At 32.2% G+C, this 14,655-nt stretch carries 12 protein-coding genes; 4 read left to right on the top strand and 8 right to left on the bottom strand.

Going from position 1 to position 14,655, the window contains the following annotated elements:
- Positions 1-22 precede the first annotated feature (22 nt).
- The 3 genes from NMK29_RS13705 (at position 23) to NMK29_RS13695 (ending at position 4,116) form a co-directional block, all read left to right on the top strand.
- Positions 23-2,254 carry a TonB-dependent receptor plug domain-containing protein gene (locus NMK29_RS13705; protein WP_108803677.1) on the top strand — a complete coding sequence of 744 codons (2,232 nt, stop codon included), beginning with the start codon at positions 23-25 and terminating at the stop codon, positions 2,252-2,254.
- 190 nt (positions 2,255-2,444) lie between these two features.
- The gene (locus NMK29_RS13700; RefSeq protein ID WP_108803678.1) at positions 2,445-2,984 is read left to right on the top strand and encodes a GNAT family N-acetyltransferase; all 540 of its coding nucleotides are present in this window, start codon (positions 2,445-2,447) and stop codon (positions 2,982-2,984) included.
- Between the two features lie 127 nt (positions 2,985-3,111).
- Complete coding sequence (locus tag NMK29_RS13695; protein WP_108803679.1) at positions 3,112-4,116, top strand: hypothetical protein; 1,005 nt, start codon at positions 3,112-3,114, stop codon at positions 4,114-4,116.
- 91 nt (positions 4,117-4,207) lie between these two features.
- On the opposite strand, the gene NMK29_RS13690 is transcribed toward NMK29_RS13695, so the two are convergent.
- The 7 genes from NMK29_RS13690 to NMK29_RS13660 all read right to left on the bottom strand — a co-directional run bounded on the left by NMK29_RS13690 (position 4,208) and on the right by NMK29_RS13660 (position 9,973).
- On the bottom strand, positions 4,208-5,779 hold the full coding sequence (locus tag NMK29_RS13690; protein ID WP_108803680.1) for a hypothetical protein: 1,572 nt from the start codon (positions 5,777-5,779) through the stop codon (positions 4,208-4,210).
- A 201-nt stretch (positions 5,780-5,980) separates the two neighbouring features.
- Positions 5,981-6,781: an anti-sigma factor domain-containing protein gene (locus NMK29_RS13685; protein ID WP_108803681.1), complete on the bottom strand. Its 801-nt coding sequence runs from the start codon at positions 6,779-6,781 to the stop codon at positions 5,981-5,983.
- 2 nt (positions 6,782-6,783) lie between these two features.
- On the bottom strand, positions 6,784-7,314 hold the full coding sequence (locus NMK29_RS13680) for an RNA polymerase sigma factor (protein ID WP_108803682.1): 531 nt from the start codon (positions 7,312-7,314) through the stop codon (positions 6,784-6,786).
- A 111-nt stretch (positions 7,315-7,425) separates the two neighbouring features.
- Positions 7,426-8,028: a superoxide dismutase family protein gene (locus tag NMK29_RS13675; RefSeq protein ID WP_108803683.1), complete on the bottom strand. Its 603-nt coding sequence runs from the start codon at positions 8,026-8,028 to the stop codon at positions 7,426-7,428.
- An 86-nt stretch (positions 8,029-8,114) separates the two neighbouring features.
- Positions 8,115-8,861, bottom strand: coding sequence for an LVIVD repeat-containing protein (locus NMK29_RS13670; RefSeq protein WP_199915049.1), 747 nt, complete (start codon positions 8,859-8,861; stop codon positions 8,115-8,117).
- 11 nt (positions 8,862-8,872) lie between these two features.
- Complete coding sequence (locus NMK29_RS13665) at positions 8,873-9,397, bottom strand: hypothetical protein (protein WP_108803684.1); 525 nt, start codon at positions 9,395-9,397, stop codon at positions 8,873-8,875.
- 93 nt (positions 9,398-9,490) lie between these two features.
- Positions 9,491-9,973: a YdeI/OmpD-associated family protein gene (locus NMK29_RS13660; RefSeq protein ID WP_108803685.1), complete on the bottom strand. Its 483-nt coding sequence runs from the start codon at positions 9,971-9,973 to the stop codon at positions 9,491-9,493.
- 492 nt (positions 9,974-10,465) lie between these two features.
- On the opposite strand from NMK29_RS13660, the gene NMK29_RS13655 reads away from it, so the two are divergent.
- Positions 10,466-13,681, top strand: a complete 3,216-nt coding sequence (locus NMK29_RS13655) for a M36 family metallopeptidase (RefSeq protein WP_159092234.1) — start codon at positions 10,466-10,468, stop codon at positions 13,679-13,681.
- Between the two features lie 14 nt (positions 13,682-13,695).
- Here the strand turns inward: NMK29_RS13655 and NMK29_RS13650 are convergent, their stop codons facing one another.
- Positions 13,696-14,583, bottom strand: coding sequence for a DoxX-like family protein (locus NMK29_RS13650; protein ID WP_108803687.1), 888 nt, complete (start codon positions 14,581-14,583; stop codon positions 13,696-13,698).
- Positions 14,584-14,655: the final 72 nt, after the last annotated feature.

Raw genomic sequence — 14,655 nt, 5'->3', positions numbered from 1 at the left:
TTTTAAATTATTAAAAAATACCATGAAAAATATACTGGTTACACTTTTGCTGATATTCGGCATAAACGGGTACGCTCAAAATCAAACTTTAAAAGGAAAAGTTGTTGATGCATTTGATACGGCTCTCTCCGAAGCTTATGTATATAATAATCAAGCTGAGAGCCATACCCACACTTTAGAAAACGGAACTTTTTTACTTCCTAAAGTAGCAATTGATGATACATTAACCATACGCTTATTAGGTTTTGAAACGAAAAACTTAATTATTAAACAAGTCGATTTTGATAACGGGATTGAAATAATGTTAGAAAGTAAAATTTTTCAGTTGGATGAGTTGGTTTTAAAACAAGAGATTAATCCATTACAGCTGATTAATAAAATAGATATGAAAGTGAATCCTGTTAATTCTTCTCAAGAATTGTTACAAAAAGTTCCAGGCTTATTTATAGGTCAGCATGCAGGCGGAGGTAAGGCAGAACAGATTTTTCTAAGAGGATTTGATGTTGATCACGGGACAGACGTCTCAATTTCTGTAGATGGTATGCCAGTAAATATGGTATCTCATGCACATGGACAAGGATATGCAGATTTACATTTTATTATTCCCGAAACTATCAATAAAATACGTTTTGGAAAAGGGTCTTACACGGCTGATCAGGGAAATTTTAATACAGCTGGATATGTCGCATTTAAAACAAAAGAAAGTTTTACTAATAATAAAATTAAAGTAGAAGCAGGAGATTTTAATACATTACGTACAGTAGGCTTATTTAATCTTTTAGATGCTTCTGCTAAAGAAAATGCTACGTTAGCATTAGAATATCTAGAGAGTGATGGTCCTTTTGATTCGCCTCAGAATTTTAATAGAATTAATGTAGTTGGAAAATATACTAAGGAGTTATCAGATAATAAAAAAATATCAGCCACAGCTTCACATTTTACAAGTCGTTGGGATGCTTCTGGACAAATACCAAATAGGGCAGTAGCGCAAGGTGTTATCTCGAGATTTGGAGCTATTGATGATACAGAAGGTGGAATCACATCTAGAACAAACTTTAATCTGGCATACGATACGTTTATAGCAGAAAACTCGACATTTAGAACTAACGTGTTTTATACAATGTATGATTTCGAATTGTATTCTAATTTCACTTTTTTCCTTAATGATCCCATAAATGGAGATCAAATTAGACAAAAAGAAAGTAGAAAATTGTTTGGTTTTAATAGTGTTTTTAGTTCTAGAAAATATTGGGATCAGGTAGAGTTAGAATTAATTGGTGGAATCGGATTGCGAAATGATGCAATTGATAATAACGAATTATCTAGAACAGCTAATAGAAATCAAACACTCGAACGTGTAAGTTTTGGAAATGTAAATGAAACAAATGCATATGCTTTTGCAGATGTTACTTTTGATTTCGGGAAGCTAAAAATAACACCTGCTGTTCGTTTGGATTATTTTAAATATGTCTACGAGGATGCATTATTGGCTCCTTTTACTGTTCTATCTGAGACAAAATCTATTATATCACCTAAATTGAGAATTTCTTATGATCCAAGTGATAACTTACATTTTTTTGCAAAATCAGGAATTGGATTTCACGGTAATGATACTCGGGTAGTTACTGCTCAAAATGGAGAAGAAATTTTACCTAAATCGTATGGTATTGATTTAGGCTTGAACTGGAAACCTTTCTCCAAGGCATTTTTTAATGCTACATTTTGGTATTTAGGATTGGAACAAGAGTTTGTTTATGTAGGTGATGAAGGGGTAGTGGAACCTAGTGGAAAAACTAGAAGAACCGGAATTGATATTAGCGGAAGATACCAGCTAAATGATTGGCTGTTTTTAGACACTGATGCCACATATACCTATGCCAGAAGTATAGAAGAAAAAGATGGTAATGATTATATTCCTTTAGCACCAGAATTTACTGCAGCAGGAGGAATCACTGTAGAGAACTTACATGATTTTTCAGGAGGGATACGTTACAGGTATTTAGGAGATCGCCCAGCAACAGAAGATAATAATATCCAAGCAAAAGGATATATAGTGATTGATATGTCATTGAATTATAGATGGAAGCAATTTGATTTTTCTTTAAGTGTTGAAAATCTATTTGATACAGAATGGAACGAAACACAATTTGCTACAGAATCAAGGTTAGTAGATGAAACTCAATCAGAAGAAGAGATTCATTTTACACCAGGCACTCCATTTTTTGCAAAAGCTGGAATAACCTATAGATTTTAGAGTATGATGATAAACAAGTAAAATATCATAATGACAATTAAGTTAATTGGTTTTGTTTTTTGATGTTGTTAGGAAAGGCTTGTTTGTAAGGGCAAACAGGCTTTTTCTTTGTTATACGAATATTTTTAAATATAATATGTTTAATATTACTAATATAAAATAGAAGTGGTTATTAAAAATAGATAAAATAATGAAAGTACATATAGAAACTGAACGATTAATTATAAGGGATTTAGAGGAATATGATGTACAAGGAATTTTTGAACTTGATTCTGATCCTGAAGTCCATGAGTTTTTAGGAAAAAAACCTATAAAAACACTTGAAGAAGCAAAACAAATAATAAAACAGATAAGAACTCAATATAAAGAAAATGGAATTGGGCGCTGGGCAGTAATCGATAAACAAACGGAGGATTTTATTGGTTGGACTGGATTAAAATATGAACAAGGTCTACGAAAAGAATTTAATTACTATGATCTAGGTTACAGACTTAGACAAAAGTATTGGGGAAAAGGAATTGCAACAGAAACGGCAATAGAATCTCTTAAATATGGATTCGAAAAACTTAACTTAAAAGAGATTGGTGCTGCCGCAGATATAAATCATCTGGCATCAAATAATATATTAGAGAAAATCGGTTTAAAATTTATTGACAGATTTGATTATGAAGGGGTACCTCATAATTGGTATAATATCAAAAAAGCTGAATGGACAAAAAAAATAAATTAAGAGATGATCTTAGGAATGAGATATTTAGGCCTTATGTAATTAATTTACTGATAATGAAAAGTGGGTTTACAATTAAGCATACCTTTGATTTTAATATCTCCATAAATCAGACAATCAAAACTATCTAATGAAGAGACTTACAATAATTATTTATAGTTTTATCTTTTTATCCTTGGCACTTAATTCGTGTAATTTTTTAGGTAGTAATAATGAAGGTAATTCCACCAGGGACATAGATAGTGCGGAAGAAGATAATAGACCTTATTTTGAAGGTGAAATTAAATTATCAGAATCTAGAGGACTTTATGGCGATTTAACAAAAGTGCATACTACTTATTTTATATCAGAGTATAAAATAAAAAGAGAGCAAAGATGGGGAGGTGTTTATAGTGTATTGGATAATTATGCAGGTATCATTATTGATTTAAAAAAAGACAGTGTAGTAATGTATTATGCTGATAAATTCAGTGACAAAAGAAATAAACATACACTTAGTATTAAAGATTATAAATTGCAACTAAAAAATAAAGTGATTCCAAGTGGTATTCCATCTCCTGTAGATCATACTTTTAAACTATTACCGACTTACAGATTGATTGAGCAAATAAAAGATTCTACGATAATTAAGGAGTTTAGTTGTGATTTTACGCGATATCACGATGATACAGATTTTCTAAAACAGGATATATTTGATTCTAAAGAAATAAAGGTAAAACGCGAATTATTAGATATGGTTTTTTTAAACCTTCCTGATGAGATTAATTTCCCTTTAAAATCAGATGTAAAAACCACCTTTTCTGAAATTAGTAATGATTCGATCATAAAAGGAAAACAAACGAAAGCCATTGATCAATTAGCAAGAAATATATTGCGTAAAAAAGATTCTACAATTAAAAAAGAAACAGATTTAGAAAAATTATCTAAAAATAAATGGCTCAATATGGGACTACAAATTCTTAAAAAAGGAGTAGATCTGAACATTCATATAACTACAGATGTTTCAGAGTTTTCTGTTAGAGCATTATCAAATATAGATATTTCTATACCATCTGGAGATTTTGATGAAATTTCGGATTTTGATGAGTTTCTAAACACGCTTCCTACGGGTGGAGGTGGAGATTTTGATGATTAAAACTTAACTTATAGGAGATGAAATCATAGAATATATACTATACCCTATGATTCATACTGAGAATTATAGGATATAGTATGTTATTAAATTTTTAAGGTGTATTTACTGTTTTAGTTTCATTTAAGGCCTGTATAGCTTGGTATACGTGACTAAGGTCTGTTGGTTTTAATCCCGGTGTTTTAGAATTAGAATGACATGAAAAACAACTACCATATTCACTATATCCAGCTCCGTTTTGTGCATAGGTTTCCATTGTGCTATTAGCTAATTGACTTGTTCCTATCGCTACTCCATTAGTTGTTAAAGTTTTAGAATAACTTTTTCCAGTTGGGGCGGCACCATCGTTTGTCCAAGTAGCACCTATAAAGATGTAATTTTTACGCATATCTCCACTTGCTAATTGTCCAAGAACACTATTGTTAGTAGATATAATTTGACTATTAGAGGCGGCAACTGATGTGTTTTCAGGGTTTGGTATGCCGGCATCAGCAACTCCCCAAGGTTTTGTCATTTTTGTATTACTAGGAGTAATGGTCTGCTTTGGACTTGTCTTTGTATTTGCTATGATATCACCGTTATCATAGGTCATATGAGATTTGTTATAGATGCTACTAGAACTATCATTATTTAATAACCAATTATTTCCAGTATCGGCAGCAACGGTAATAGTATCTGATGGAGTAGTATTGTTTACGTATTTATAGGTTAGGTTTGGTGCATTGTTAACATGCTCAAAAGTTGCCCAAACCATTTCTGGATGCCCTGCTGTACTACCTACAATGTGTATTCCTACAAGAGCTAGTTTTGCTGTTTTAGTTCCATTTGGTGTCCATTTTGTATCTGTTTTAGTATATGTTGGGATGATAGCATCCATTGTGATATACGTACCAATATCTGATTTAGAAATACTATCAGCCTCTACCCATGATGTTTTGATTTCGATTGCTAGAGTTTCAGGATCTTTTAATGTTACTCCTTGACTTTTAGCAAATGCCGTAATACTATCTAAGGTAGCTTGGGTTGTAGGAAACTCATTATCATAAAGTTTTCCTGTTTTGGCACCTGTCAAAAATTGAGCATATACATCATTAACCATAGTAATATAATATAATAAGGATCCATTTTGTGCTAATAATACATCATCGGTGGCTTGGCCTTCTTCAGTATCAATTAAAGGATCATTTTTTTGAGTGTTTGCAACTGCACTAATCAATTGTCCTGGTACATGAGGAATTAATGTTCTTTCTTTATCTACAACTGGAGAAACTGTATAAAAAGCAGGTGTTTCTATTACAGTACCATTGCTATAATCACCTTGTTTTACTGGAGATGTCATCCAAAGAAACATTCGTTCAGACCATTTATAAAAATCGCAATTGTTTAGGTGTTTAAAGGTTACACTATTGGCAGGCGTTACAATACCGTTTTTGGAAACACTATTAGTTTTAAACCAAGATTCAAAACTAGAAGCATCTACTACACAAGATTGTAAAACATCAGAGGGAAGTTTAGAGTTTACTGGAGTTACTGCTGCGATCAATGTCTCGGTATTTTCATTTGGTGAGTCTGTAGTATATTCTTTTTTTTCTTTTTTATTACAAGAAATAATTATAGCTACCATTATAAGTAGTAGTACTACATTGCTAAAAGATGATTTTTTCATTTGTTAGTTATTTAGTTAGTATTTGCTTAGGCAAAATATTATAATCGAATAGACTAAAATTACCCCAAAAAAAATAACTGTAATAGCGTATTTATACGTGTTTTTTAGTAAAAAATACTTCAAAAAAAAGCAATAAGAAAAAGCTAAAAGCACCTTTAGTAGCTAATTATAAGTTTCCCGTAATTGAGAAAATGATAAATGTTATGATTCTACGGTACCCAGAGTGTATAGTTGTTCCATAGTAGGGGATTCACTTCCGCCTTCTGGTTCGAGAGTGATACCAAAAGCTTCTGAATCATTAGTGTTTGTAAGAGAGAATATTTTGATTCCATCTTCTGCGAACTTGTCTAAAATACCTAAACTAGTTGGAGTAAGTGGATCCAATTTTAGAGACCACACTTGATATACTTTACCTGGTGGTGGAGTAGGTAATCCAGCAACATCTATGTAAGTAGTTTGTTTTTCTTTATCCCAATAAACAGCTGCGTATGCTGTAGGGTCAACTTGTTGGGCTTGTAAAGGAATCTGTAATACATCTTTATTACGTAATACACTTAAAAGTGATTTGACTTTAGATAGGTCTTCTTCTGCGACATTAATTTTTCCTTTGAGCAGCTGTTGCTCAATTTGTGATTGAACAACTTGTTGGCGTAGTGTTTTATTTTTGTTAAACTGAATGAATAACCCAATTAACAAAGCTATAGAAGCAGCCCAACCAATATAGGTAGTCCAATTTGTTCGCTTAGGAGTAATATGGATCACATCTGTTTCTTTATCTGTAAGATTTAGTTTTTCCTTAATACGATTAAAAACAGATTCTGGGTTATAAGGAGCTGCTGATACAGAAAGTTGCATAAGAGATTTTTCAATCTCTTTTACTTCTTGTTCAATTTCTGGATGTTCTTTTAAAGCTTTGTATACTTCGGCATTTTCTTTTTCGGATAATGCGCCGTATACATAAAGCTCTAATATTCCAGATGATATGTATTGTTCTATATCCATAATTATACAGCCAAGACTTCTCTTAATTTATTAATGCAAATTCTGTTCCGAGTTTTAATCGTTCCAATTGGAATGTTTAATTCTTCTGAAGCCTCTTTTTGTGTGAACCCTTTAAAAAACAATAAATCAATAACTTTTTTACAAATAGGTTCAAGTATTTCTATATACTTTTTTATACCTATAGCGTCAACTTTACTTGAGAAACTATTTTTATCTTCTAATATATCTACGAAATAATCAGCAGTTTGGTTTTGTTGAGAATTTTTAAACCCTAAAGATCTTGTTTTGTCAATAGCAGCATTTCTCGCAATATTAAGTATCCAAGTAAAAAAACGTCCTTTTTTTTCGGAATACGTATCCGCTTTATTCCAAACTTTTATGAATACATCCTGTAATACTTCTTCAGATAAAGCCTCATCTTTTAGAATACTATAAATAATACCGAGTACATTTTCGGAATACATTTCATAAATACGTTGAAACGCCTTTTCGTTTTTTTGTTGTAACTGAATTATTAATTCTCTGGGCTGCATGCAAAGTCCGTTCGTATATTACTAAAGTACTGTTTTTCTTTAAAAAAGAAAAAGAGCACATCTAGCTGATATACTCTTTTCTTATTTAATTACTATATAAAATTTTATTTCTTATTCTATGATTCCACCACAACTAACTCTGCTTCCGGCTGCCCCAGAAGGTTGAGAAGTGTAATCATCAGTTCCTTGATGTACTATTATAGCTTTACCTACAATATCTTTTTTCTTGTCTTCGCAACCGATACACCATTCATTAGTAGCGAATGTGATAGAGCCTTTACCATCTGTAGCAGCATTAAAGTTACCAATATCTCCTTTGTGATAGCCTTCAGAAGCTCCCCATTTTCCATGAGGCTCCATAGTAGGATTCCAATGGCCTCCAGTAGATTTACCATCTTCAGAAGAACAGTCTGCTTTTTCGTGAATATGAATTGCATGTTCTCCTTCTGACAAACCATTTAAATAAGCAACCATAGTAACCATACCACTTTCTTCGGTAAAAGTAATATTGCCAGATACATTACTATCACTTTTTGGTGTTAAAGAAATAGCTAATGTTTTTATCTCGCTCTTATCTTCTTTTTCTTCAGTAGTTTCTTCTGTAATTTCTTCGTTTACTTTTTTGTCATATTCCTTTCCTTCCTTCTTATCTCCCTTACAGCCAAGAATAACAATAGTAAGAAAAGCAATTACTACTAGATTTAGAGTTTTCATAATTTAATGAATTGTTACGTTTAGAGTAAACTAATATAGGACTGTTTTAGCTTATAGCAAAGGATTTAAGAGGTTTTTAGATTTTGTTAAATATTAATTGTACTTAATTCAGTAATACTTATACCTAAATTTACATCTGGAGTAAGTCTATATTGATATAAGCCTGTTTCACCAATTGCGATTAATAAATCCCCAGATATAATGACATCAAAAGCATTGTTGTTAATCGAAGTAACGAGATTTGATTCTGATGGATCAGAAACATCAAAGACTTTAATTTCGTCATCACAAACAATTAAAAAATCGTTATAAAGACTTAACCCCCTTGGGAAAGCCAGGTTTCTGGAATTGATCAGAATGGGTTCTGTGATAGTGGTAACATCATATATTTGTAAGACATTAAGATTATTTCCACAAAATGTATCGGAGTGTAAAGTAACGAATGCATGTGTGTCATTTGCAATAACAGGGTCGCAAGCAGTAAAATGTTCTACTTGCGAAAGTTTTTCGGGAAATTCTGGATTTGTTAATCCATATATAAACATTCCGTTTCTTGATCCAATATATAAATAGTCTTTATAACTAAAGAGTGTTTCAATATTAAAACCAATCGGTATGGTGTTAACTTGTACAGGATCTTTGATATCAGTAATATTAAACACCGTAAGATCCGTATTATCTACAGTGTATAAGTAATCTCCTTTTAAGGTAAAGGTTGCTAAAGATCCACCAATTCCATCATTAGTTATAGGGGAAAAAGAATCGTTTGAAGAATCGGAATCGCAACTAAAAATAATAAAGGAAGTGAGTATCATAAGTATGCATTTTTTCATAATATTTGGTGTTAGTTGATTAATGTCCATCCAATTACGACGTTGTTTTCTGGTATATCGAAAGGCAAAAAACCATCTGGTGAGCGCATTTCTGGAAATACATTGATAACTCTTTTAGTAAGTGTAATACCGTCAGCGTTATTGTATTCTACCGCAATTAAATCAGTTGCTTGATTGATGTATATCATATTATCACGAATCGCCAAATCAGTTGATCCTGGAGCTTCAAGAAATTTTAACGGGGTAGGAGATGTCGGATCTGTGTTATCATAAATATGAAAACCTTTATGGACTTCATTGATAAAAAGTAGATTATCCTTACTGTAAATTTTACCCGAAGTATTAATCGAAATTGGATCTTTTAAAGAAACTGAATTTTCGAAATCATTTCGATCCAATAAAATAGGTTCGTATTGTGAAAATGTTGGTTCTATTGGAAAATCATCATCGTTGTTTTCGCAATCTACCAGAAAAGGGCAGCAACTTTGTAGGCATATAAATAGTAAGCCTACAATGATTAATTTCGTTTCTTTCATCTTTTGATTGTTTGATTAAAAGATGAAAATATTTAGAAAGGTTGCGTCAATTAAAAGAACTTAATTTTCTTTTTTTGGCATAATTATTTTCCATTATAGCTTTTTGATAAGTTGTTTTTTGTCTCTTATACCAAGTTTTAGGTTCTCGGTAATTATCAGAGACTTGTCTATTTTGGTCTGAGAGTTTTTAAACTGTAGTACATAATAAATTAAACTCCTTTTCATACCGGCAGTAAGTGATTCGAATATGTTAGATGCTTCAGGATCACTTTGTAGTACAGCTTCTAGTTCTTCGGGCATTTCTACTCCATATTTAGAACTATCTTCTAGTAATTGTATATTAAAATAATCATTAGGTAGAACACCAAGTTGTTTCTGTTTTTTCTGACTAAACATAACATAAAATTGTTCTTTTCTTTTTAATAAAGCTGCGTGAAATTTAATATGAGTATCCTCAAAACTTATTTCGACAATTACTCTTTTTTGATTAAGAGTAATAAATGGTTTAGCAATCTCCAAAGGAATCAATACACTATGTGATGATTGTAAGGAAGTAATAAAAACTGGGCTTTTCATTTATATATGTATGTTTTCTTCTATAATACAGTTATCCAAATAGTTTTTTTTATCTGAAAAGTTATAGTAATATGTTTTTGTTTTAACCAAAAACATATAAATGTTTTAAGTCAAAATATTTATGTATTAGAATAAGTTGTTTAATGTTTTTTTTGTTTCGTTAATCAAATCGATCTAAAATAACTTATAAAGTGCTGTTTTAATAAAAAAAGTAAAAAAAAAATCTACAGGTATCCCGTAATTAAAAAAAGGTATAGTTATTATTCTGATTATCAGTATATGTGTGGCGATATGTTAAAAAAAAATAAAAAGTCTAGTATTTATGTAGGTTAACTAACAATTGGTAGTTTAAATAACTACCTGAATTTTTGTTTTAGGGAAAATTCAGTGAAAATGTGAAATTGTTAAACTTTATTCAGTGATATTAGATTTGTGTCTAAGATGTTTTTGATTTTGTTAATTTTAGTTAACACAAATTCAAATTTTATACATATGAGAAAAATGTACTCGTTTGTCTTATTAACTATGTTGATAGGCCAGGCAATGTTTGCACAAAACATCATGGATGGTATAGTTAAAAACCATCTGAACAGCACAACAGCTAAATCAGCACTAACATCAGACGATGTGTCAGAGTGGGAAGTAACCGATGTGGTTCCTTCTTTAAATCCCGATATACAGCACGTATATGTACAACAGCGTTATCAGGGAATTCCAATACAGTATGCTACATATAAACTTACTGTAAAGAATAATGAAGTAACTTGGAAGATAAATCAATTTATATCGGATCTTAAGTCCAAAGTTACTTCTGCAAAAGCCTCTCTTCCAGCAGAGACGGCAATTATGAATGTTGCTAGAGCTCACAATTTACAATCTCCTCAGTTGGTGAGATCAAAAAGTAAATCTGATGGATCATTAGTTTATGAAAATTCTGGAATTACTTTAGAACCTATAGAGGCAAAACAAGTTTATATCAAGCAAAATAATCAATTGATATTAACTTGGCGTGTTAGTTTATACCAAAAAGACGGTCAACATTGGTGGAATGCTAATGTAGATGCCACTACTGGTGAAATTTTATATACGGAGGATTGGGTAATAACTTGTAATTTTGGTACTCCTGATCATGAAAATCACAATCACGGAGAGTCTGTTTTATTTGAAAAAGAAACGCCAATTGTTCCTGCTCCTACAGCTAAAACTAAGTCAGAAGCGTCAGCAGCGTTTGCGCCTGACTCTTATAATGTATATGCAATGCCTGTAGAAAGTCCTAGTCATGGTAATCGTTCTATAGTAACTGATCCAGCTGATCTTAATGCTTCTCCATTTGGATGGCATGATACGAATGGTAGTGCTGGAGCAGAATTTACAATTACTAGAGGTAATAATGTATGGGCTCAGGAAGATAGAAATGGGAACAATGGTACAGGTTTTTCTCCTGATGGAGGGGCTAGTTTAGATTTTAACTTTCCTATTGATCTTAACCAAGCACCTACAGCATATGATGATGCAGCAATAACAAATCTTTTCTACTGGAATAATATTATGCACGATGTGTTTTATCAATATGGTTTTGATGAAGCTAGTGGAAACTTCCAAGAAAACAACTATGGTAATGGTGGTGCAGGAAGCGATTCTGTAAATGCCGATGCGCAAGACGGTAGTGGAAGTAATAATGCAAATTTCTCAACTCCTGGAGATGGAGGGAATCCTAGAATGCAAATGTTCCTTTGGACAAGTCCAAATCCTGATAGAGATGGAGATTTAGATAATGGAATTATTGCACACGAATATGGTCATGGTATTTCTATAAGATTAGTAGGTGGACCAGCTTCTAATGGTCTTGGAGGTTCTGAGCAAATGGGTGAAGGATGGTCCGACTGGTTTGGGTTAATGCTTACTATGAAAGCTGGTGATTCTGGTACAGATGCTAGAGGAATAGGAACATATGCGTTAAATCAACCAACAACAGGAGGTGGTATTCGTCCAACTCCATATTCTATAGATAGATCAGTAAATAATACCGATTATGCAGATATAAGTGGATTAGCAGTTCCTCATGGAGTGGGATATGCTTTTGCTACTGTATTATGGGATATGACTTGGGGTCTAATTGATGCAGAAGGATTTGATCCTGATTTTTATAACGGAACAGGTGGTAATAATATCGCATTAGCTTTAGTAACTGAAGGATTAAAAAATACAGCTAATAATCCAGGATTCGTTTCTGGTAGAGATGGTATTCTTCAGGCTGATCAAGATTTATATGGAGGACAATATGAATGTATTATCTGGAAAGCATTTGCTGATAGAGGTGTTGGTCAGGATGCAAATGAAAATAGTAACGGAGGTACCAATACAAATTCTGATCAGATAGTATCCTTTGTTAATCCTTGTGATGGTGGTGGACCTGGACCTGGAGGCGATGAGTGTACAGGTGATATAGCATCATTCCCATATAGTGAAAGTTTCGAAGGAAATATTGGAGATTGGTCCCAAGTTACTGGAGATGATTTAGATTGGACTGTTGATTCTAACGGAACTCCATCTAATGGAACAGGACCAAGCGGTGCGGTTGATGGTACTTCTTATATTTATGTAGAAGCTTCAGGAAATGGAACAGGATATCCTAATAAGAGAGCAATTTTAAATTCACCTTGTTTAGACTTTAGTGGATTGACTTCTCCAACATTAAGTTTCCAGTACCATATGGTTGGTAGTGCAATAGGAACTTTTGACGTTGAAGCAAGAACAGATAATACAGGAGACTGGACCAGTGTATTTAGTAGATCTGGTGCTCAAGGAACAGATTGGAACACTGCAAGTGTTGATCTTTCTGCATATGCAGGAAATGCTAGTGTACAATTACGTCTTAATACAGTTACAGGATCTAGCTGGCAAGGTGATGTTACCATAGATGATTTAAGTATTACTAATGGTACTGTTGATCCAGGACCAACTTGTGAGTCAATTAATTTCAATGACTTCTCAATTACTCCTTTCTCTAATCAAGATGCAGCTGGTGATTTCTCTATTGTAAATGGCGGAGCAGGATTATCAATGTCTAATAATACTTGGAAGTATATTCCTCTAAGTTATACGGTAACTGCTAATACGGTTATAGAGTTTGATTTTAGCAGTACTTCTCAAGGAGAGATTCATGGTGTTGGTTTTGAAGATGATAATACATTAACTTCTACTAGATACTTTAAAGTTCACGGTACTCAGAATTACGGGGTAACTAATTTTGATAATTATTCTAGTGGTACAACAACATACGTAATTCCAGTAGGTAATTTCTATACAGGAAGTATGGATAGATTGGTATTCATTAATGATAATGACGCAGGATCAGGAAATAATTCAATCTTCTCTAATGTTAAGATCTATGAAGGATCTTGTGATGGATCGGCTGCTTTAGTAGCAGATTTCGGACCAACAACTCCAATTATAGGAACCGAAGATGAAGAAGGAATTTCTACTTTCACAATTGCACCAAATCCACTACAAAGAGGTGGAGTATTACAGATTGCAATGAAGGATACTAAGAGTACTAATAATACATATTCTATTATGAATATGGTTGGACAAATTGTTGGGCAAGGTACTTTAAGTAGTAGTAAAACTATAAGTGTTGGTAATCTTGAAACTGGTATGTACTTACTAAAAGTTCAAGGAGAAACTAAACGATTTATAATAAAATAGATTTAATTTAAATCTTAAGTTTTTTTAAGAAGGCCGTCTGAAAAGGCGGTCTTCTTTATTTCATAATAGTATTTTTTAATTATTAAGATTACTAAAAGAGGAGTAAATCCATGTGGAATTCTATACAGTACTTGATGTAAGTTTTGATGAATCGATTGAATAGGGAAATCCCAATAAAAATTAGCTGTTATCCTAGCAAAAGCAGTAAGTAATCCCCATAAAAAAGCATAGCATAGTGCGTAAAACCTTAGTTTAGGAACAAAAATTAGAATAGCAATTATAAAATCTAAAATTCCAGCAATGTATAAAAAGGTAATAGCTGTTTCTTCAGAAAAACCGAAAATTTGTATAACCATATCAACAAACTTTCCTGGAACTGGATAAAATCCGAAGGCATATAATCCGTGAGAGAAAAATGTAAGAGCAATTAGAATATTAAAGATTAAAATTAATCGGATAGTATTCTTCTTTTTCGAATAATAGTATAATAAAACAAAAGGTAGTCCAAATTGAATACTGTGTTCAAAAAATTGAGCGAAATGATAGAACTTTTCCTTGGTTATTAATAATGTTAGTAATAGCAAACTAATTCCACCAAATATAATAGGAATTCGAAACCATTTCATGTTTATTTTTTTAATTAAAAGAGAAGATATTGCTCCGATAAGATATAAGAGGCCATTAATTTTTATACCATTTTGTATAGCGCTATCTGTTTTGTGATTAGTAGCATATTCTTGCCAAGGAGTATTAAAAACTCCTTCTACAACAGGTTGTAATATAGATTCGTCCCAGAAAAAAGTGCGATACGGTGCATCCCAAAAAAGATGTTGCAGCGATCTGCCTAAAAAAATTAAGAAGACACTAATTTTAAGAAGTAATTCTATTCGATTGCTTTTCATTGCACAAAGTAACATAGTAGGATGTTAATAGATTGTAAATTCAAGGTTATACTTTTTGTAATCTTAAACTAT

This window comes from Aquimarina sp. Aq107 (genome assembly GCF_943733665.1).
Taxonomy (GTDB): domain Bacteria; phylum Bacteroidota; class Bacteroidia; order Flavobacteriales; family Flavobacteriaceae; genus Aquimarina.
This window is presented reverse-complemented; position numbering and strand designations above follow the sequence as displayed.

Bases quoted from the DNA above. Each gene is read 5' to 3' on its own strand.
- NMK29_RS13665 (WP_108803684.1), bottom strand. From the start codon at position 9,397: ATGAAAGAAACGAAATTAATCATTGTAGGCTTACTATTTATATGCCTA.
- NMK29_RS13695 (WP_108803679.1), top strand. From the start codon at position 3,112: ATGAAGAGACTTACAATAATTATTTATAGTTTTATCTTTTTATCCTTG.
- NMK29_RS13670 (WP_199915049.1), bottom strand. From the start codon at position 8,861: ATGAAAAAATGCATACTTATGATACTCACTTCCTTTATTATTTTTAGT.
- NMK29_RS13705 (WP_108803677.1), top strand. From the start codon at position 23: ATGAAAAATATACTGGTTACACTTTTGCTGATATTCGGCATAAACGGG.
- NMK29_RS13660 (WP_108803685.1), bottom strand. From the start codon at position 9,973: ATGAAAAGCCCAGTTTTTATTACTTCCTTACAATCATCACATAGTGTA.
- NMK29_RS13685 (WP_108803681.1), bottom strand. From the start codon at position 6,781: ATGGATATAGAACAATACATATCATCTGGAATATTAGAGCTTTATGTA.
- NMK29_RS13675 (WP_108803683.1), bottom strand. From the start codon at position 8,028: ATGAAAACTCTAAATCTAGTAGTAATTGCTTTTCTTACTATTGTTATT.
- NMK29_RS13650 (WP_108803687.1), bottom strand. From the start codon at position 14,583: ATGAAAAGCAATCGAATAGAATTACTTCTTAAAATTAGTGTCTTCTTA.
- NMK29_RS13700 (WP_108803678.1), top strand. From the start codon at position 2,445: ATGAAAGTACATATAGAAACTGAACGATTAATTATAAGGGATTTAGAG.
- NMK29_RS13655 (WP_159092234.1), top strand. From the start codon at position 10,466: ATGAGAAAAATGTACTCGTTTGTCTTATTAACTATGTTGATAGGCCAG.
- NMK29_RS13680 (WP_108803682.1), bottom strand. From the start codon at position 7,314: ATGCAGCCCAGAGAATTAATAATTCAGTTACAACAAAAAAACGAAAAG.
- NMK29_RS13690 (WP_108803680.1), bottom strand. From the start codon at position 5,779: ATGAAAAAATCATCTTTTAGCAATGTAGTACTACTACTTATAATGGTA.